Annotated in this window: 16 protein-coding genes; 7 read left to right on the top strand and 9 right to left on the bottom strand. The window is 50.8% G+C overall.

Annotated elements, in window-relative coordinates; genetic code table 11:
- The first annotated feature begins 116 nt into the window (after positions 1 to 116).
- On the top strand, positions 117 to 353 hold the full coding sequence (locus AC5JLP_RS26435) for an addiction module protein (protein WP_496070827.1): 237 nt from the start codon (positions 117 to 119) through the stop codon (positions 351 to 353).
- A 26-nt stretch (positions 354 to 379) separates the two neighbouring features.
- Here the strand turns inward: AC5JLP_RS26435 and AC5JLP_RS26430 are convergent, their stop codons facing one another.
- The 4 genes from AC5JLP_RS26430 to puuE form a co-directional block, all read right to left on the bottom strand.
- Positions 380 to 607 (bottom strand): type II toxin-antitoxin system Phd/YefM family antitoxin, encoded by a 228-nt coding sequence (locus AC5JLP_RS26430; RefSeq protein WP_496070826.1) that lies wholly within the window; start codon positions 605 to 607, stop codon positions 380 to 382.
- A 97-nt stretch (positions 608 to 704) separates the two neighbouring features.
- Positions 705 to 2,630 (bottom strand): S9 family peptidase, encoded by a 1,926-nt coding sequence (locus AC5JLP_RS26425; RefSeq protein WP_496070825.1) that lies wholly within the window; start codon positions 2,628 to 2,630, stop codon positions 705 to 707.
- A 354-nt stretch (positions 2,631 to 2,984) separates the two neighbouring features.
- On the bottom strand, positions 2,985 to 3,599 hold the full coding sequence (locus tag AC5JLP_RS26420) for an SH3 domain-containing protein (protein ID WP_496070824.1): 615 nt from the start codon (positions 3,597 to 3,599) through the stop codon (positions 2,985 to 2,987).
- Positions 3,600 to 3,672: 73 nt separating this feature from the next.
- Positions 3,673 to 4,578: an allantoinase PuuE gene (gene puuE, locus AC5JLP_RS26415; RefSeq protein WP_496070823.1), complete on the bottom strand. Its 906-nt coding sequence runs from the start codon at positions 4,576 to 4,578 to the stop codon at positions 3,673 to 3,675.
- A gap of 267 nt (positions 4,579 to 4,845) precedes the next feature.
- Here puuE and AC5JLP_RS26410 point away from each other — a divergent pair, with 267 nt between their 5' ends.
- Complete coding sequence (locus tag AC5JLP_RS26410; protein WP_496070822.1) at positions 4,846 to 5,388, top strand: Uma2 family endonuclease; 543 nt, start codon at positions 4,846 to 4,848, stop codon at positions 5,386 to 5,388.
- A 334-nt stretch (positions 5,389 to 5,722) separates the two neighbouring features.
- On the opposite strand, the gene uraD is transcribed toward AC5JLP_RS26410, so the two are convergent.
- Together uraD and AC5JLP_RS26400 are read right to left on the bottom strand one after the other, a co-directional pair.
- On the bottom strand, positions 5,723 to 6,226 hold the full coding sequence (uraD, locus tag AC5JLP_RS26405) for a 2-oxo-4-hydroxy-4-carboxy-5-ureidoimidazoline decarboxylase (protein ID WP_496070821.1): 504 nt from the start codon (positions 6,224 to 6,226) through the stop codon (positions 5,723 to 5,725).
- A 3-nt stretch (positions 6,227 to 6,229) separates the two neighbouring features.
- The gene (locus AC5JLP_RS26400) at positions 6,230 to 7,156 is read right to left on the bottom strand and encodes an EAL domain-containing protein (protein WP_496070820.1); all 927 of its coding nucleotides are present in this window, start codon (positions 7,154 to 7,156) and stop codon (positions 6,230 to 6,232) included.
- Positions 7,157 to 7,755: 599 nt separating this feature from the next.
- Here AC5JLP_RS26400 and AC5JLP_RS26395 point away from each other — a divergent pair.
- Together AC5JLP_RS26395 and AC5JLP_RS26390 are read left to right on the top strand one after the other, a co-directional pair.
- Positions 7,756 to 10,881 carry an O-linked N-acetylglucosamine transferase family protein gene (locus AC5JLP_RS26395; RefSeq protein WP_496070819.1) on the top strand — a complete coding sequence of 1,042 codons (3,126 nt, stop codon included), beginning with the start codon at positions 7,756 to 7,758 and terminating at the stop codon, positions 10,879 to 10,881.
- A gap of 53 nt (positions 10,882 to 10,934) precedes the next feature.
- Positions 10,935 to 11,870 carry an ROK family protein gene (locus AC5JLP_RS26390; protein WP_496070818.1) on the top strand — a complete coding sequence of 312 codons (936 nt, stop codon included), beginning with the start codon at positions 10,935 to 10,937 and terminating at the stop codon, positions 11,868 to 11,870.
- 67 nt (positions 11,871 to 11,937) lie between these two features.
- Here the strand turns inward: AC5JLP_RS26390 and AC5JLP_RS26385 are convergent, their stop codons facing one another.
- The 3 genes from AC5JLP_RS26385 to AC5JLP_RS26375 form a co-directional block, all read right to left on the bottom strand.
- A complete protein-coding gene (locus tag AC5JLP_RS26385) occupies positions 11,938 to 12,723 on the bottom strand; it encodes a hypothetical protein (protein ID WP_496070817.1) in 786 nt (261 codons plus the stop codon).
- Positions 12,724 to 12,735: 12 nt separating this feature from the next.
- Entirely contained in the window at positions 12,736 to 13,104 is a 369-nt protein-coding gene (locus AC5JLP_RS26380) for a mCpol domain-containing protein (RefSeq protein ID WP_496070816.1), read from the bottom strand.
- Between the two features lie 103 nt (positions 13,105 to 13,207).
- Positions 13,208 to 14,116 (bottom strand): CoB--CoM heterodisulfide reductase iron-sulfur subunit B family protein, encoded by a 909-nt coding sequence (locus tag AC5JLP_RS26375; protein ID WP_496070815.1) that lies wholly within the window; start codon positions 14,114 to 14,116, stop codon positions 13,208 to 13,210.
- A gap of 426 nt (positions 14,117 to 14,542) precedes the next feature.
- Here AC5JLP_RS26375 and acpP point away from each other — a divergent pair, with 426 nt between their 5' ends.
- The 3 genes from acpP to AC5JLP_RS26360 all read left to right on the top strand — a co-directional run bounded on the left by acpP (position 14,543) and on the right by AC5JLP_RS26360 (position 18,224).
- The gene (acpP, locus tag AC5JLP_RS26370; RefSeq protein WP_496070814.1) at positions 14,543 to 14,794 is read left to right on the top strand and encodes an acyl carrier protein; all 252 of its coding nucleotides are present in this window, start codon (positions 14,543 to 14,545) and stop codon (positions 14,792 to 14,794) included.
- A gap of 171 nt (positions 14,795 to 14,965) precedes the next feature.
- Positions 14,966 to 16,216, top strand: coding sequence for a beta-ketoacyl-ACP synthase II (fabF, locus tag AC5JLP_RS26365; RefSeq protein ID WP_496070813.1), 1,251 nt, complete (start codon positions 14,966 to 14,968; stop codon positions 16,214 to 16,216).
- Between the two features lie 94 nt (positions 16,217 to 16,310).
- Positions 16,311 to 18,224, top strand: a complete 1,914-nt coding sequence (locus AC5JLP_RS26360) for a thiamine pyrophosphate-binding protein (RefSeq protein ID WP_496070812.1) — start codon at positions 16,311 to 16,313, stop codon at positions 18,222 to 18,224.
- The last annotated feature ends 411 nt before the right edge of the window (positions 18,225 to 18,635 follow it).

Here is an 18,635-nt window from a genome sequence, read left to right as displayed (position 1 = left end):
AATTCAACATCAGCTCTGGAGCGATTTCCTCTTCAAGCTAAAATCAAGAGGTGAAGTCGCAGCGCGTTCAAATGAATGACGGTTCGACATCTTACCTAATTATTCTGCGAGGATCTATGCGATCGATTGAGCAGCTAACCGAAGAACTTCTCGCGCTCCCTCCTGCATCCAGGGCGCTTCTGGCAGAAAGGTTAGTTGAAAGCCTGGAATTTGATACCGATTCAACCGTTCAGGCAGTTTGGGTGACTGAGGCGAAGCAACGACGTGATGAGATCCGTAATGGCTCTGTGCAACTGATCCCAGGAGACGAAGCCTTAAGCCATCAGATTAGGATTGCCTTCGATAAACCATAGGAACGTATGGGTATCGAGCAGAAGTTTCATGGAGCATAGTCCTCAAAAGCCTCTAAAGGAGCATCAAAATCGTCAGACATACTCACCAAGCCTTTTCCACTGCCAAACTTGGGGTAAGGCTTAGGAGTGTTAAGTGGGACAATTTGAAACGAGGCACCGTCGCTGCGTGTAATGACAACCTTCTCGCCGCTGGCTGCTGCATCAATGAGCGCTGCCAGTTGAGTAGCGGCTTCCTTGAGATTAACCTGGTGCATCTATTACCTCCAAAAGACCTTTAGAGCATCTTTTTTTCAATTGCTTCCCAAATTTTAACCAACGGTGTAAAAACCGCGTTTTCTTTGAGATGCATCACTAGAGATTGTCGATCGCCACAGGTTCCACGTCATCTGCCATTGCAAAGCCAAACACTTTCGCGTAGAAGTAGAATTCACCGTCAAGCGTGCGCTTGATGTTTTCAGCCTTACGGAAGCCGTGCTGTTCGCCTGCAAAGAGGACATAGGCAACGGGCAGCTTTTTGGCACGGAGGGCGTTTACCATCATTTCTGCCTGGTTAGGTGGCACAATCTTGTCTTCATCACCCTGGAAGAAAATGACGGGGCAGGAAAGGCGATCGGTCGCATAAATGGGCGATCGCTCTCTGTAAAGTGCCTCTGCTTCGGGATAGGGACCAATTAACCCATCCAGGTAACGGGATTCAAACTTGTGGGTATCTTGTGCCAATGCTGCCAGATCGCTTACGCCGTAAAAGCTGGCTCCCGCTTTGAACACCTTGCGAAACGTCAACGCTGCCAGGGTGGTGTAACCGCCTGCACTGCCGCCATCAATCACTAGGCGATCGCCATCCACCCTGCCAGATTCGGCGAGGTCTTTGGCACCATTGGCGCAATCATCCACATCCACAATGCCCCATTGCCCCTTCAGGCGTTCACGGTATTCACGTCCATAGCCCGTACTGCCGCCATAGTTCACATCCAGCACGGCAAACCCGCGACTCGTCCAGTATTGAATTTTGAGGTTAAACACGGTTGAAGTAGAGCCTGTGGGACCACCATGACTTTTCACCAGCAGGGGTGGACGTTCCTCCGCTGGAGCCGTATAGTCCTGATTTTTGGGCGGGTAGAAGAAGCCGTAAGCGGTCAAACCATTCTCGGTGGGAAAGGCGATCGACTGAGGCACAGACAAATAGCCTGGGTCGATCGTCAAACGGCTGGAACGGCGCAGGACTTCGATTTGATTGGTTGCCAGATCCAGCCGAGCGATCACGCCCGGTTCCGTCGCTGACCCGGCATTCAAGTACACGCGTCCGGCTGCGACGTGAATGCCGCCCATTTCGGTGTAGGGCGTTTCGAGCACGGTCAGGGCTTTTGTTTGCGTATTCAGGCTGGCGAGGTAGGAAATGCCCTCTTTGCTGTAGGTGCAGATGAGGCGATCGGCAGACTCAAAGGCATAGTTGGATATGCCAAACACCCAATGCGGCGACCCAAATTCGGCTTCCATCGGGCACAGCGGCTCAATCTCTCCCTGCCAGCGATAAAGGTTCCACCAGCCAGAACGATCGCTCACAAAGTACAGCACGCCATCAGGCGACCACTGGGGTTCCAGCACCGCTTCTTCTACACCACCCGCAATTTTCTGTGAGGCTTCGAGGGAGCCATCGGAAGCGATCGTCGCCACCCAGAGTTCTGTGTTGTCCCAGGGCATGTTGGGATGGTTCCAATTAATCCATGCCAGGTGAGAACCATCCGGGCTGAGGCGCGGGGATGAGTAGAAATCGCTGCCAGAAACCAGGACGTGTTGCTCCATGCTGCTGTCCAGACTGATGCTGGCGATCGTATTCACCGCTTCACCTGCGCCCGTGTGGTCTTCTCGCACACAAATGAGCCGCTGCCGCTGAGCATCCATCACGCCATCGGCATAGCGCCATGCGGTTTCAGGCGTGAGGGCAATGGGTTCTGCGCCAACGGTTTGTCGATACAGTCGCTGATCGGCAAAGTTGGAGAAATAGAGCGTTCCCTGATGCACCAGATAGGAACCGCCGCCGTATTCGTGTACGCGCGTTCGCACGTTGAAGGGAGCGGGTGTCACGTCGATCGCCTGTCCATCCGATGTGCGCTTCACCACTACATTCCGTCCGGCTTCAGTGGGACGTAGTTCTGTCCAGTACACATCATCACCATCCAGCCGCACGCCGCCCAGCCCGATCGTGCCTGCAACAATGAGATCAGAGGTGATGGGAGATTTCCAGGAGCCGTAAGCCGCTGTACGTGGTTCAGTCATGAGGGTAGAGAGGGGGAGTAGGAAGCAGGGGAGGCAGGGGAACCGGGGGAAGCAGGGGAAGCAGACAGGAGGTAGGAGGCAGAAGGATGAGTCGTCAACGCTTACTGTAGCGCGATCGCATTCGGGATGTTTGCAACGTTCTCGCTCAATGCGTCATCCGTTCGCTGTTGAAAATTGTGAGCGATCGGGTTCGGAAGCTTTTGGTCGCGCGATTGTCCCTTCTATTAAAGGTTTGATGCCTGCGGTACGAATTGACTAATGCTGTAGCATCACATTCGCTCTATCTACGAAAGGGGCGATCGCGCTACATCAAGGAATGGCTATGGCAGTGGTTAGGTGCGATCGCCTCTGTAATTAGCGGACGCTGACCGTGAGGCTGTACTCTGCTGTTGTACCCGGTTTCTGCTCCTCAGGCACTATCCGCACGCGCACGCGATAGTCTCCACTTTGGCGCAATACATTTGACCAGTTACGGCTACCCGTGTAGACGTTGCTGCCGTTGGGAGCAAATACCTGTAGCTGTAAAAAGGAGCTGGTACCGACTGTACTGAGGTTGATCGTTTGACCTGCTCTCGCATTCACCAGATAGTCACGAGACTGAGCCCCTTGCACCTTGCCACCTACCGTAGCGGCTGACGTGCCAGGTGCAAATGAGACGCGTTGAGTCGAAGTGCCACCATAGTTGCCACCCACCCGCAGCAAATCGCCTCGAATCCAACCGCGTGCACCAGAATTAGAAAATTCAACGAAATACCAACGGTAGCCATCCGGCGCATTGGTTTGGTTGAGAATCGTCACTCGATCGCCGCCTAACCCATAGTGCCGAACACTAGAGCTGGTTGAAGGAGTTTCCCGTATATTCACACGACCGCTCCCCTGAATGGTGCCTATTTCTGCCAGACCAGGCAGCACTGTTGCAAACGAGATGACCAGGGCGGTAATCAAGGCTGAACCGTACTTAAACTTCATCACAATAGACTCTGTTGAAAAATATAGGGCTGAGACTATCTAAGCTTAGAATTTCTCAAACGCCGCAATTTCCTCAAGGCTGATAGTGCTCATACCAATGACGGGCAATATCAATACGGCGGCAGAGCCAGACGCGATCGTGCTTTTGCACGTAATCCAAAAATCTGGCTAGAGACGCTGCACGACCAGGACGACCGACTAGACGGCAGTGTAGCCCTACACTCATCATTTTCGGCGCGGTGTCACCTTCGGCATAAAGCACATCAAACGCATCGCGCAGGTAGGCAAAAAACTGATCGCCAGAGTTGAAGCCTTGAATGCTGGCGAAGCGCATGTCGTTGTTATCTAACGTGTAGGGAATCACGAGATGGGGTTTGCCATAGTCATGCACCCAATAGGGCAGATCATCCCCGTAGCTGTCAGCATCGTAGAGAAAGTTGCCCTCTTCGACGACCAGGCGGCGCGTGTGTGGGCTGGTTCTGCCTGTGTACCAGCCCAGGGGACGACTACCTGTAACCTGCGTGTGAATGGCGATCGCCTTCTGCAAATGCTCTCGTTCCGCTGCTTTGCCAAAATACTTGTAATCAATCCAGCGATAGCCGTGGCTGGCAATTTCCCAATCCACTTCCAGCATGGCCGCAACCGCTTCTGGATTGCGTTCCAGCGCCATTGCCACACCATAGACGGTTACAGGAATGCCGCGATCGGTGAACATGCGGTGCAGTCGCCAAAAGCCCGATCGACTGCCGTACTCGTAGCACGACTCCATATTCATATGGCGGATACCGTGAAATGGGACGGCTCCCACAATTTCAGACAAGAAGGTTTCTGACGCATCATCACCATGCAAAATGCAGGTCTCGCCGCCTTCTTCGTAATTGATGACAAACTGCACCGCAACCCGTGCCTGGTTGGGCCATTTGGGATCGGGAGTATAGCGACCGTAGCCAACCATGTCGCGTGGATAGTGTTCTGCCATAGCGTAGTGTGTGATGAATAGGCGCTGAACTGAACGGGTCGAACGCTAAAACGCGTTGGTTGTGAGCTTACCGCGATCGCCCCTCCCAAAACGCATCACCATAAGCACCTTTGCAAGATTAATGGCAATAGCTTTCAGCGATCAGCGATTAGCGATCAGCTTTTTAGCCTTTAGCCTTCATCCCTTCAGCCTTTAGCTTTCAGCCCTTCAGCCCCTCTTCTCCCTCTGTGTCAAGATTGAAATAACTTGAGTCTCTCTGGATGCACTATGGCTCTCACCGTTAAAGACCTGGAGAAGTTACAGGAGCAAATCCCCGATCACCGTCTGGAGTTGGTGGATGGAGAAATTATTGTCATGAGTCCGTCAAGCTACGAATCCGATGAAGTTGCGGTAAGAATGGCAGCCAAACTATTCAACTGGGTGGACGATCGCCGACTGGGGAGGATTACAGGTTCTAGTGCTGGGTTTACGTTACCCAATGACGATACCCGTGCGCCGGATGTCTCTTTTGTGCAGGCAGAACGGTTACGTAAAAGTCCGCGCAGTTTTGCGCCATTGACTCCTGATTTGATGGTCGAAGTGAAGTCACTATCCGACAGTCTGACCAAGTTGAGAGCCAAGATTGACGAGTTCTTGAGTTTGGGAACACGAGTGGGGATGCTCATTAACTCAGAGCCGCGGTGGGTTGAGGTGCGACGATCGCTCCAGGAACCCATCACATTGCAAGATGGTGAAACATTGACGGTTCCCGATGTGCTTCCTGGTTGGGAAGTGCAGATTACAGATCTATGGGCACCGGAGTTTGATTGAATGTCCACGGTTGCCAGCGGTTGCCGGCGATCGCAGAGTGAATGTCTCCTAATCTAACCGGGTGACGGCACAATCACCTCAAACGTTCGCCCTGGTAGGCGAAGGAGCCACGTCCTAGTAGCCAGTATCTTAAGAACATAGATCAGGTACTTCAAGTACAAAGGTCTAAGACCTGACAGGGGGCTGTCAGGTCTTTTTCTTATTTAGGACTTACGCAAAAGCGATCATCTTTCGCCCCCTAGCCCCCAATGCTGGGGGAACCGAGCCAATTAAAGCCCCCAGCATTGGGGGTTTGGGGGCAAATGCGTAAGTCCTATTATTTAATTTCTTGCACTCAAACGGAGAGAACTAGAGCTTCTAGACGAAATTGGGCGATCTGAGTAATCTCAGTGAGCGCCTGGGTTACTTCCGCTTCTGGTGTATGGTGCAAGCGCCGATCGAAAGCATCCAAAATGCTAGTTTTGGTATGCTTTTTGACCGCAATGATAAAGGGAAAATCAAACTTGGCTTTGTATGCCTCGTTTGCGGTGTGAAAGCGATCGTATTCTGCGGGTGTCAGGCGATCGAGTCCCACGCTGGCTTGCTCTTGTACGGATGCATCCGCCATTTTTGCCTTGCTGCCCAGGTCAGGATGCGCCCGAATCAATGCCAGTTGTTCTGCTGGTGTCATGTGTTGAACGGCTGCTACCATTGCCTGATGCAAGTCCGTTAAGGTTTTGAAAGGACGCTGCTTCCAGGTTTTGCGGGCAATCGTAGGCGTATCCTCAAAAACGGCACCCAGAGCGGCGACAAACTCATCCTGAGACATTTGATTGAGTTGGGCGATCGAGTAAGGCATGAGTTAAGACGCCGTAGCAAGCTTGAACAGGTTCAGCGGCTGAGTTTGCAGCGCACGTTCGGGTAAGGCTAAGCCAAAACCTTGTCCATAGTCCATACCCAATGTACGGCAAAATTCAATATCCGCAGGTGTTTCCAATCCTTCTGCCAGCACCTGAATGCCCAACTCATGGGCCGATTGCAGTAGGCTTTTGAGTAGCACTTGTTTCAGAGTCTGCTGCCCGCAACCGGAGATTAAATGGCGATCGAGCTTAATAAGATTGGGCTGAAAGGCCATGAAATAGTGATCAGCCGCCACATTACCACAAAGGTCATCCACAGCGAACCGAAAACCCTGTGCGCGTAAACGCTTAATGAGGCCGTACAAATCTGGATTGTGGATTAAAGTTTCTACCTCGGTTAACTCAAACACGACTTGCTGTGGCTGCAACCCCAGTTCAACCACTTGCTGCACGCTTTGTTCAAACGCCTTGGGATCGTGGAGAATCGTATTTGGCAGTACGTTAATAAAGAAGGAAGGTGGTTCTGTATTAAGTGCGTAGCCTGCTACGAGGTTTGGGCTTACCTGCGCGATCAATTCGATACAGAGCGTGCGCGCTGCATCATCAAATTCTCGCAGCAAGTTTAACGCTAGCGCTGCGTCAATCAACTGTTGTCCACCGTAGTAGCGTCCCTGGGCACAGCGCGCCCGCGCCAGACACTCGTACCCAATGACATGCCCCTGTCGCAAATCAAAAATGGGTTGGTACTTAAAGAAGAGGTTGCGTTTTACTAGCACTTGCAGAAACCAGGCGTAACGAACTGATTCTGTAATGGTGCTAAGTGGCTGTGCGTCTAAAAAATCGACTAGCAAGGCTTTAGAATCTAACGGCGATCGCGTCATGCAGTAGCGCGAATACAATTGACTTGTCTCCGAAAGAGTCTGACTCATCCACACGAACGTCTCTGTAAGCTGACGATGTGACGTCGTTAAATAGACAAGTCGTGGCACAAGTGGTAACGGCTGAAAGCCAATGAGACTAAGATCATGAGCTGTTTTCAGATCATGGGGCTGTACAACAAGGTTAAGCGGGTTCGTTAACGGAGTTTCAGGATGAATCAAGGGAGGGAACCTCAACGACCGGGGCAAGCAGGGGTAAACGCAAGCCTTACGATTGATCAGTGAGCGTGAAGTTGATACTAGGCTACTATACCGTTTCCAATAGCAAAAAATGGCAACAAATGCCACAGCAAAATCAATTGTTTCTCCAGAACTTGATTCTTAGGCGATGACCAGATGCCTTTTGAGGTCGGCAAGCATGATTGCATTCAGCTCTTTGTATGCAGAACTGTGTATGCAGTCATGCTGTGCTTGCCTCTGTTCGTCACTGTTGCCCCACCCTTTCTGGTGTAGACCCTTGCAAGGTGGGCATACTAGGGCGCGTCATCAATTAAGCTCAAAAACCTTGAGTATCCGCCTTACCGCGCCCGTCCTCACAAACAAGGCTAGGGGCTGGAACCCTTGCTGCAAGTCATGTGTATGAGTAATTGATGACAGCCCTTGCAACGTCAAAACGAGCTGAGCCAATGGACTATCAACGGTTTATACAACAGTTGCCCACCTTGTATGACAATTGGGGCGATGAAGTAGTACACCCTAAAGCGCCAGCCTTTCAAGCGATCTTGCAGCGCATTCAGGGCATGACGACTGCCAATGTGCTGCAACTGCTAAATTTTGCCGTCGCCTGTATGGAACCGGGTGAAGTGTACTGCGAAGTAGGTTGCTTCCAGGGTTCAACCTTGACGGGGGCTTTGCTCAATCACCCTGATCGCATGGCCTACGCGATCGACAACTTTTCGGAGTTTGACGCTACCCACGAAAATCAGTCAAAACTGCTGCAAAACTTAGCGGCTTTTGGTCTGGATGAGCAGGTGTTCTTCTGCGACCAGGATTTTGAAGCCTTCTTTACCGATTTGCGATCGCTTGACACACCTGATCGCATTGGTGTTTACCTGTATGACGGTGCTCACGACTATCGATCGCAACTGATGGGCTTGTTGCTGGCAAAACCCTTCCTCGCCGATCGTGCCCTCATCATCGTAGACGACAGCAACTGGGATCCTGTACAGCAAGCAAATTGGGACTTTATTGCAGCGCATCCTCAATGCAGCCTGTTGTTAGATTTGCCCACCCCCGGTAATGGACACCCCACCTTCTGGAATGGGCTGCAAATCTTAAGCTGGGATGCGCAAGCGACTCATCAATACGACTGGTCAACGCTACAGGCGGCAAGCAAACCCGCCTTTATTCAGGTGATGTCTCATCTTTCCGTGCCGGAAGCGGAGCCAAAGGCAGTATCAAAGCCGAATGAAACAACGCAGTCAGCCGATATGCTCAGACGGCTACAGGCAGAAGCTGTGCGCCTGCGGGAAGCGGGCCAACGTTTAGAAGCAGCACAGTCCTTTGAAGCAATTGTGCGGCAGGATGACCAACAGTCAGACAGTTGGCATGGGTTGGGTGTAACTTACTACCTGTTGGATCGTCAGGACGAGGCATTCAACGCGTTGTCTCACGCGATCGCCCTTCAACCCACGATTGCCCCCTACCACTACAGTCTGGGGCTGGTACTCGAAAAAATGGGCGATATTGCTGCTGCCGCTCAAGCCTATCAGCAAGCGATCGCGCTGGATGCGACCCTTGTAGATGCCTACAACAACCTGGGAAATTTGATCCTCGATCACGGCGACGCGCATCAGGCAGAGTTGTACTATCGGCAAGCCATCACGCTTCAACCTCACCATGTTGGTACTTACTTAAATTTAGGCAATGCGCTGCTAGCACAGCAAGAATTGGATGGCGCGATCGCCACCTATCAAACGGCACTGCAACTCAGCCCTGATGATGCAGACGTGCTAGAAAATGTATCCTTTGCTAAGCACTTGCAGCAGGATGCAACACAAGCAGCACTCTTTTTTGGCGATCGCTTATTTCAGCAGCAAAACTATCAAGCTGCCTTAGAACACTATCAACAAGTTGCGCTTAATCGAGTAGATGATGCGAGTTTTTATCAATCGTTAGCAGCCTGCTACGAGAAGCTAGACCAATTAGAAGCCGCGATCGAGATTTACCATCAGGGTTTAACTCACTATCCTGAAGAACCCAATTTGCACCTTGCTTTAATGCTGGTTTTGCACAATGCAGGTAGGTTAGAAGAAGCCTTGCAAGTCGCAACACACGCAACGCAGTTATTGCCTGAAAACCTGGCGTTAAAGCTTGAAAATCAACGTTTGTTGCCCTTAATTTATCAAACACAAGATGAAATTTCAGTGCATCGATCGCGCTATACACACGCGCTTGACGCATTGGTAAAAGAGACCAATCTTTTAACGACTAAATATATTGAAACGGCGTCAGAAGGCATTGGCCGAGGCACTAACTTTTTGCTGTCGTATCAAGGGCAAAATGACCTTAATTTACAAAAGCAGTATGGGGAGTTCGTGCATCAAGTCATGGCGGCTAACTATCCTCAATGGAGCCAACCCTTACCGCTAAAGCCCCTCAAACCTGATGAGAAAATCCGTATTGGCTATGTCTCAGGCTGCTTGTGGGAACATACTGTCGGTAAACTCATGATCGGCTGGTTGCGCCATCACAATGCTGAAGCCTTTGAGCTATACACTTACAATGTACGAGATTGTTACGATCGGCTGACTCAAGAGTATCGTGCTTATAGCGATCGTTTCTATCAGCTTCCGCAAAATTTAGAAACAATTTGCGAACAGATTACTGCGAATCAATTGCACATCCTGGTCTTTTTTGATCTGGGCATGCAGGGATTGATGACGCAACTGGCAGGATTACGACTAGCACCGATCCAATGTTCCACCTGGGCACATCCAGTCACGTCTGGTTTACCCACGATCGACTATTTTTTATCGAGCGCTTTGATGGAGCCAGAAGACGCTCAGAATCACTACTCAGAAACGTTAATCCGCCTACCAAAAACTGGCATTTATTATGCACAACCAGCTATCCCAGCGCCAACAAAAACGCGGGCTGATTTTGGGCTGCGTGAAGATGCCATTGTGTATTTAGCCTGTCAATTATTGTGCAAACTGTTGCCGCAGCATGACTATCTGTTTGCTGCGATCGCCAGTCAAATCCCAAAGGCACAATTTGTTTTTATTGCCCGTCCTTCCAGTGCTTATGTGTTGGAGCAGTTTAAGCAACGTCTGAAACGAGCGTTTGCCAGCGTTGGGTTAAAGAGTGACCACTATTGCGTTTTGTTGCCACCGCAAAACCAGGCAGATTATTGGGATTTAAATCAGCGATCGGACGTTTTTCTGGATAGTTTAGGCTGGTCGGGTGGGCACACCACGCTAGAGGCTATCGCCTGCAACTTGCCAGTGGTCACATGCCCTGGAGAATTTATGCGAGGTCGCCATTCCTACGGCATTCTGCAAGCGCTGGGTGTAACCGAGACGATCGCGCAGACGGAAGCAGAGTATATTAAAATCGCCGTGCGCTTAGGTCAGAATCCAAACTGGAGGCGGCAGCTAGTGGCAACCATGCGCGATAGACAGGCCAATTTATACGACGATCGTACCTGCGTTGAAGCACTGGAAGCGTTCTACCAGCAAGCGGTGAATGATGCTGCTAAGTTGAATCACAGCTAAACAATGGCTTGCAACGGCTTCAATCACACGTTCACAACGTCTAGAACAGCTATATGGGTACGGATTCTACTGAAACGAGTCTGCACGGGCAAACGTTAGGACAGGTTCTGGGGCTTGATCTGGGCGGCAGTGCCATCAAATTAGGACGATTCAGCCAGGATGGTCATTGCATACAGGCATTGACGGTGCCGACTCCGCAACCTGCGACCCCTGATGCGGTATTAGTCGCAATGGTTGACGCAATCGCCCAGGTTGATCCAGACCATCAGGCGATCGCGATCGGCGTTGGTACCCCCGGCCCAACCGATGCCACAGGACGAATTGCGCGTGTCGCCATTAATCTCGCAGGTTGGCACGATGTCCCCCTAGCAGACTGGCTCGAAGCAAAAACCGATCGTCCTAGCGTGCTGGCAAACGATGCTAACTGTGCGGGGCTGGGTGAAGCGTGGCTGGGTGCCGGACGCTGGTATCGAAACCTGATCTTGCTGACGCTAGGCACTGGAGTTGGGGGTGCCATTATCTTAGACGGCAAGCTGTTTACAGGGCACCACGGCTCTGCTGGCGAACTCGGTTTGATTACGCTGAATCCAGATGGTCCACCCTGCAACAGCGGCAATCGTGGGTCGCTCGAACAATATGCCTCTGTGCCAGCCATCCGACGACGCACTGGGATGGAGCCAGATCAGTTATGTGCGCTGGCGATCGCTGGTGATACTAAAGCACTGGCATTCTGGCAGGAGTATGGACGCGACTTAGGAACAGGGCTAACGAGTTTAATCTATGTGCTAACTCCGGAGGCGATCGTCATCGGCGGCGGAGTCTGCGCCAGTGCCGATCTCTTCTTTCCAGCCATCCAGGCAGAACTGGAACAACGCGTCTTACCCAGTTCACGGGCAGGACTGCAACTGCTGCGGGCAGAGTTGGGCAACCAGGCAGGGATGGTGGGTGCCGCTCGTCTAGCGTGGCAGAAGCATCTGGAGTCCAGTTGAGAGGCATTAGTAGCTGATGTCAGTAGATTGCTCCAAGCGATTTGTTATACTTCGGGCTGATTGCTTTTTATTTGCCGCGCACAGGAAAATAGATAAGAACAAATGAAATGATTCCTAACACTGTTCCGATGGTGCTTACAACCTGTATAAAAACGCTACTGAAACCCAAAATAAAAGTTGCTGCAAGCGTAACAGCTACAAACAAAACAGTCCCAACTACTGAAACTAATAAGGGAGTTGTCCTAATCAAGATTGATTTTTTGCTATCTCTAAATACTGGTGTCTCAACTAAGTTTGTATATCTGTATGTCTTGCCCTCTTCCAACTCGTGAATGAGTGTTTTCCAGGGCTTGTCAAAATCAGGTTTAACAAGTAACTCAAATGTATATAATTTATCGATGTTTTCCAGTAGAGAACAAGCAAAAATGTCACCTAAATAAACTTTAGATACTGATGTAACATCAACGATTGCGCTTTCTCTTTTGCCAAAATTAGATATATAGCGCCTCAAATCTAGGTATTGAACCCTGTCAACAACCCAATCGACACTATCTGTCAAGCACAAACTATATTTTGCCTTCAGTTTTGCTAAATCACTGTCACTATACTCTCCATCTAATTGAACTGTTTTATCTTTGGAAGCACCGCTATAATATTTGTAGAATCCTGTTGATAGATTCTGAAGCAAGTTGTATACACTAGTTCGAAGCAAGTTTAGTTGAACCTGCTCTGTTTTACTATCTTCAACCTGAATAAATACGACTCTTCTCGTACCTCTTTCAATGCCATGTACGATTGAATTGAGGTACTGATCTGGTCTATCAGTAGTGACAAAGATGTATAAGTCTCTCAATCTTAATCACCTCTAGAAAATCACTTTTCCCTTGCCTGAGACCTTTGCTCTTCTTAGAGATATTAACGCCTCAACTGATGTTCTTCCAACGCCAAAAGATATTGTTTTTCCAGTTTTTTTCAGAAAATACTCAGAGTAAGAAGCCAAAACATTTGAGATATTTAGATCATCTGAGACAATAAAACATATGTCATCTCCAGCAACATATATTAATGAAGCATTGATCTCATTCTTTGCCAGAGCAGCTATGTCCTCAAGAGCCGATTTTACTTGGAACGAAAATTTACTGGCTTCTTCAAGATTTTCTGAGAGCAAGTAAAGATCAATAACATCACCTATACTATCGCCGTCACCAATACAGACCAGTAAGTTATCAGACATCCTTGCTCCTTGGGATAACTAGATAGCTGTTCAAATCTTGAAGGCTGAACAACAAATTTTAAGAACTACCCCTACTGAAGACTTGAAAGCATAACAAGTTTGTCTATGTCAGGCTTAACTGCTCTAAGACTGATCGCGTGGAAACAATATGCCGATCGAGTCCCAAGGCTTTTGAATCAACGCCCAGCGCGAGTGAAATGAGTTGGGGCAGATGTAGCACAGGCAAACCGAGCTTTTGCCCAATCACGTTTTCGACTTCGGGTTGGCGAGAGTCCAGGTTGAGGTGGCACAGGGGGCAGGGGGTAACAATGCAGTCAGCACCTTGCGCGATCGCCTCCTGTATATGCATGCCCGCCATTTTGAAGGACTGATCGGTGGCATAGCTGGAGAGGGGCCAACCGCAGCATTGAGTGCGTCCGCGATACAGGACGGGGGTAGCTCCGATCGCACGAAACACGTTCTCCATTGACTGCGGATTGTAAGGATCGTCGTAAGGTAAGTGATCCTGGGCACGCAGCAGGTAGCACCCGTAGAAGGCGGCACATTTCAGCCCTTCAAGCTTGCGAGTCACTTTCTGTGCCAGAGCATCCAGACCATAGTCACCGACGATCGCCCACAGCAGATGCTTAACATCCGTACTGCCTTTGTAGGGCGAGCAGCCTTCGTGTTTGAGCAAGCCGTTGATGCGATCGACGTAGGCAGGATCGGTTGTTTGCCGTTCCTTTAGCCGCTCATCGACGTGTCCAATCACTCCTTGACACGTACTGCAATGAGTCAACAGCGGCAGGTTCAACGATTCTGCCAGGGCAATGTTACGAGCATTGACCGTATCTTCCAAAAACTGAGAATCTTCTTTGAAGGTGCCCGAACCACAGCAGGACGCTTTCTTGAGTTCAACGAGTTCGATACCGAGTGCCTGGGTTAATGCTTGCGTCGATTGATGCAGTTCCCGACAGGCTCCCTGCGCGACACATCCTGGGAAGTAGGCGTATTTGAGAGTGGATGCTGACATTATTTAACGAAGTACAAAGGACAGCCCCCTAGCCCCAAGTTTGGGGGAACCGAGCCAATTTAAAGCCCCCAGGGTTGGGGGTTGGGGGCAAATGCGTAAGTTCTATTCCTTCATCATGCCTTTTTTCGACAGGAACGGCACCTTCAACTTTGACCTTGTGACCAGAGCAGCAAAATCGCCACTTGAAAGGACTTTTGCCGTTGCTTGGTTTCGTTTTTGTCCCTGAATCTTCTATGCTTAGAGCTTGGCTCACTTAGGAAAGCGTCTGCGAATGATTCGGACGATCGCGCTTTCAGATAAGATCAGAGAATGTTTGTAATGGGTTGCCTGAGCACTGGGAGTGTTTAAACGCTCACAATGCTTACAGGTAGGCGTTCAAACAGGCTTTTCGCATAACCATCGCCGCTGCATTGATTGAGGAAGTTTATGACCGAGACAGAAATTTTTGACAAAGTTCAGAAAATCGTAGCTGAACAGTTGGGTGTTGAAACGAGTGAGGTCACGCCTCAAGCTAGCTTTGCGAACGATTTAGGAGCCGACTCTCTGGATACCGTTGAGCTAGTGATGGCGCTTGAAGAAGAATTTGATATCGAAATTCCTGACGAAGCGGCAGAGGAAATTGCCACTGTTCAGTCAGCCGTAGACTATATCAATAATAAAGTAGCGGCATCAGCTTAGATGCAGTCAGTAGCGAACAGTGAACAGTAAGGCTTTGTGCTTAATCATAGATTCGCAAGAATCACTGGTTATTGACAGCTAAAGACTGTTCACTGAAGGCTGAAGACTGTTCGCTGTATTTATATTCTTCTGTGTTCTGCATTCTGGGTAGCCACCCACAACGTTGAAGCCATGACAAGTATCGATCGGAAACGCGTTGTCGTCACAGGACTGGGCGCGATTACCCCAATTGGAAACACCCTGCCCGAATACTGGGAAGGGTTGATGAGTGGACGCAATGGCATTGGCCCCATTACCCTGTTTGACGCGTCTCGGCACGATTGCCGGATAGCGGGCGAGGTGAAAGGGTTTGACCCTCACGTCTATATGGATCGCAAAGAAGCGAAGCGCATGGATCGGTTCGCTCAATTTGGGGTCTCTGCGAGTAAGCAAGCGATCGCCGATGCAAAATTTGTTATCAACGATCTGAATGCAGAACAGGTGGGTGTACTCATCGGCACAGGCATTGGTGGGTTAAAAGTGCTGGAAGATCAGCAAGAAATTAACCTGACCAAAGGCCCCGATCGCTGTAGCCCGTTCATGATTCCCATGATGATTGCCAACATGGCAGCAGGCTTAACGGCGATTCACCTCGGCGCGAAAGGCCCCAACTCCTGCTCAGTGACGGCTTGTGCAGCAGGTTCAAACGCGATCGGCGATGCCTTCCGGCTCGTCCAAAGCGGCTATGCCCAGGCTATGATCTGCGGTGGCACCGAAGCAGCGGTTACATCTCTCTCCGTTGCTGGGTTTGCGGCTTGTAAAGCCATGTCCACCCGTAACGACGATCCTGCCCACGCCAGCCGTCCCTTCGATATAGGCCGGGATGGCTTTGTGCTGGGCGAAGGTAGCGGTATTTTGATTCTTGAAGAACTGGAGCACGCTTTGGCACGCGGTGCCCGCATCTACGCTGAGATTGTTGGCTATGGCGCTACCTGCGACGCGTATCACATTACCTCTCCCGTTCCGGGTGGTGAAGGGGCGGCGAGAGCCATTTCGCTTGCGTTAAAAGATGCCAACCTCACGCCCGATCAGGTGAGCTACATCAACGCCCACGGCACCAGTACGCCTGCGAATGACTCGACGGAGACGGCAGCGATGAAGAAGGCACTGGGCGACCATGCTTACAAGATTGCAGTAAGCTCGACGAAATCCATGACGGGGCACCTTCTGGGCGGTTCTGGCGGTATCGAAGCGGTTGCGGCAGTGATGGCGATTGCGAACGATCGCGTTCCCCCGACCATCAATCTCGAAAATCCTGATCCTGCTTGTGATCTAGACTACGTGCCCAATCACAGCCGTGAACAGATAGTGGATGTAGCCCTGTCTAATTCCTTTGGATTTGGTGGACATAACGTTACGCTGGCATTCAAGAAGTATCGCTAGTCTTTGCTCGTTACTCAACGTTCGCGTGTCAGCCCTTTGTGTGTTAGACCATTGTGTCCGCTTGCCTCACATCGCCCTATTCAGGATCTAAGCTATGACGACCACGACTACTCGCTTTCCGATCGACCTCGGCGCTTACCAACCGCTGACGCTAGACCCTGCTAGCAAAACGCTGACCACCGAACAGCGCGACACCCTCAAAGCCAACATTCAGCTTTGCCGGGATGCGATTATCTTTTTCACCGCAACGGGTGCAGCAAGAGGCGTGGGCGGTCACACAGGTGGGCCTTACGACACTGTGCCCGAAGTCATGATTCTGGATGCACTCTTTCGCAGCGCGCCCGATCAGTTCGTGCCCATCTTCTTCGACGAAGCCGGACACCGCGTGGCAACGCAATACCTCATGGCAACCCTGTACGGTGACTTGCCTGCCGAACAACTCACCCGCTACCGGGAAGCCCATGCCCATCTGCCCGGACACCCAGAACTGGGCTTGACTCCAGGCGTGAAATTTAGCTCCGGTCGTCTCGGTCACATGTGGCCCTATGTAAACGGTGTGGCACTGGCAAACCCTGGGAAAACGGTTTTCTGCCTGGGTTCTGATGGCTCGCAGCAAGAAGGGAACGATGCCGAAGCGGCACGGTTAGCGGTGGCTCAGCACATTAACGTCAAGCTAATCATTGACGACAATGATGTGACGATCGCCGGGCATCCCTCAAAATACCTCCCCGGTTACAGCGTGGCTAAAACGCTAGAAGGGCATGGCCTCAAAGTTTTAGAAGGCGATGGCGAAGATCTGGACGATCTGTACGCTCGGATTATCGAAGCGATCGCGACACCAGGGCCGATCGCCGTGGTGAATAAGCGCCCCATGTCCGTCGGTATTGAAGGGCTGGAAGGTTCCACTCACGGACATGATGTCATTTCGGTGAAACTGGCGATCGCCTACCTGGAAAAGCGTGGTTTAACGGCAGCGGTGGACTTTTTGAAGGCGATCGAAACGCCCAAAAATCCCTACAAGTTCATTGGTGCAGGCGACAAATGGGACTCTAACCGCAACGTCTTTGGCGACGCGGTGAATACGGTATTGGATGGCATGAGCGAAGCTGATCGCAAAGCTAATGTCCTCGTCATCGACAGCGACCTGGAAGGCTCCTGCGGTCTGAAGAAAATCCACGATGCCCACCCCGAAGTTTTCATCCCCTCCGGCATTATGGAGCGGGGCAACATTTCCGCTGCCGCTGGCTTTGGCATGGAAAAAGGCAAGCAGGGCATTTTTGCGACCTTCGCTGCCTTTTTAGAGATGTGTATCTCTGAAATCACGATGGCACGGTTGAACTACTCCAACCTGCTCTGCCACTTCTCCCATTCCGGCATCGACGACATGGCAGACAACACCTGCCACTTCGGTATCAACAACTTCTTTGCCGATAACGGGCTGGATGATGGCTACGAAACTCGCCTTTACTTCCCAGCCGATGCGGGTCAGATGAAAGCTGTCGTCTCCGGCGTCTTCAACGATCCAGGACTGCGCTTCATCTTCTCCACCCGCTCCAAAACCCCCAACATTTTGGATGCCAACGGCAAGGATTTGCACGGCGACGGCTACACCTTTGTTCCTGGCAAAGATGAAATTGTGCGCGAAGGCACCGCTGGCTACATTGTGAGCTTTGGCGATGGGCTGTATCGGGCACTGGATGCCGTGCACCGCCTGAAAGAGGAAGGCATTGATGTGGGTCTGGTCAACAAACCCACGTTGAATGTGGTGGATGAAGCGACGATCGCCAAAATCGGCGCAACCCCCTTTGTCCTCGTCGTCGAAGCGTTCAACCGCAAAACAGGCTTGGGCAGTCGCTTTGGCACCTGGCTGCTGGAGCGCGGCTTGACTCCCAAATATGCCCACCTCGGCACCCACAAAGAAGGCTCCGGCGGTCTATGGGAACAGTATCCCCACCAGGGCATCGACCCAGACGGCATCATTGCCAAAGTCAAAGAACTGATTGGCTAACTGAGCCTAACCAACCAAAACCTCGGAGGTTTGAGCCACTACACTGGTCGAGATGTCTGGTTCCCGGTTAAAACCTCCGAGGTTTGCATCAATCGTAATGGACTGAGCGCTGCGATCGACCACCCAGTCTCAGTCCATATTTTTCTGGTTAGGATATTCCATAAAGGCATATTTTAACCAGTCATGTTACGCAGAGAAGAAAAGCATCGCCGCATGGAAATTCGGCGAGACATGGGAAATCGCTACATCAAAGCGAGTGCTCAATCATTCATAAATCATTTTTACCCGTATCTAGGCGCTCATGCTTGTTTCAGTTGTCAAAAAAGTTTCAAGTTGAGTTACGAGAAGGATCACATCTGACTGCCTGACAAAACTTTTCTAATTGAGGGTAGAACCAGGTTTACAAACAAT

It is taken from the genome of Stenomitos rutilans, from assembly GCF_059505485.1.
The sequence above is the reverse complement of the archived record's forward strand: the minus strand, read 5'-3'. Positions and strand labels throughout refer to the sequence as shown.

Bases quoted from the DNA above. Each gene is read 5' to 3' on its own strand.
- AC5JLP_RS26430 (WP_496070826.1), bottom strand. From the start codon at position 607: ATGCACCAGGTTAATCTCAAGGAAGCCGCTACTCAACTGGCAGCGCTC.
- puuE (WP_496070823.1), bottom strand. From the start codon at position 4,578: ATGGCAGAACACTATCCACGCGACATGGTTGGCTACGGTCGCTATACT.
- AC5JLP_RS26420 (WP_496070824.1), bottom strand. From the start codon at position 3,599: ATGAAGTTTAAGTACGGTTCAGCCTTGATTACCGCCCTGGTCATCTCG.
- AC5JLP_RS26435 (WP_496070827.1), top strand. From the start codon at position 117: ATGCGATCGATTGAGCAGCTAACCGAAGAACTTCTCGCGCTCCCTCCT.
- acpP (WP_496070814.1), top strand. From the start codon at position 14,543: ATGACCGAGACAGAAATTTTTGACAAAGTTCAGAAAATCGTAGCTGAA.
- AC5JLP_RS26375 (WP_496070815.1), bottom strand. From the start codon at position 14,116: ATGTCAGCATCCACTCTCAAATACGCCTACTTCCCAGGATGTGTCGCG.
- AC5JLP_RS26400 (WP_496070820.1), bottom strand. From the start codon at position 7,156: ATGAGTCAGACTCTTTCGGAGACAAGTCAATTGTATTCGCGCTACTGC.
- AC5JLP_RS26425 (WP_496070825.1), bottom strand. From the start codon at position 2,630: ATGACTGAACCACGTACAGCGGCTTACGGCTCCTGGAAATCTCCCATC.
- AC5JLP_RS26360 (WP_496070812.1), top strand. From the start codon at position 16,311: ATGACGACCACGACTACTCGCTTTCCGATCGACCTCGGCGCTTACCAA.
- AC5JLP_RS26390 (WP_496070818.1), top strand. From the start codon at position 10,935: ATGGGTACGGATTCTACTGAAACGAGTCTGCACGGGCAAACGTTAGGA.
- fabF (WP_496070813.1), top strand. From the start codon at position 14,966: ATGACAAGTATCGATCGGAAACGCGTTGTCGTCACAGGACTGGGCGCG.
- AC5JLP_RS26395 (WP_496070819.1), top strand. From the start codon at position 7,756: ATGACAGCCCTTGCAACGTCAAAACGAGCTGAGCCAATGGACTATCAA.
- AC5JLP_RS26380 (WP_496070816.1), bottom strand. From the start codon at position 13,104: ATGTCTGATAACTTACTGGTCTGTATTGGTGACGGCGATAGTATAGGT.
- uraD (WP_496070821.1), bottom strand. From the start codon at position 6,226: ATGCCTTACTCGATCGCCCAACTCAATCAAATGTCTCAGGATGAGTTT.
- AC5JLP_RS26410 (WP_496070822.1), top strand. From the start codon at position 4,846: ATGGCTCTCACCGTTAAAGACCTGGAGAAGTTACAGGAGCAAATCCCC.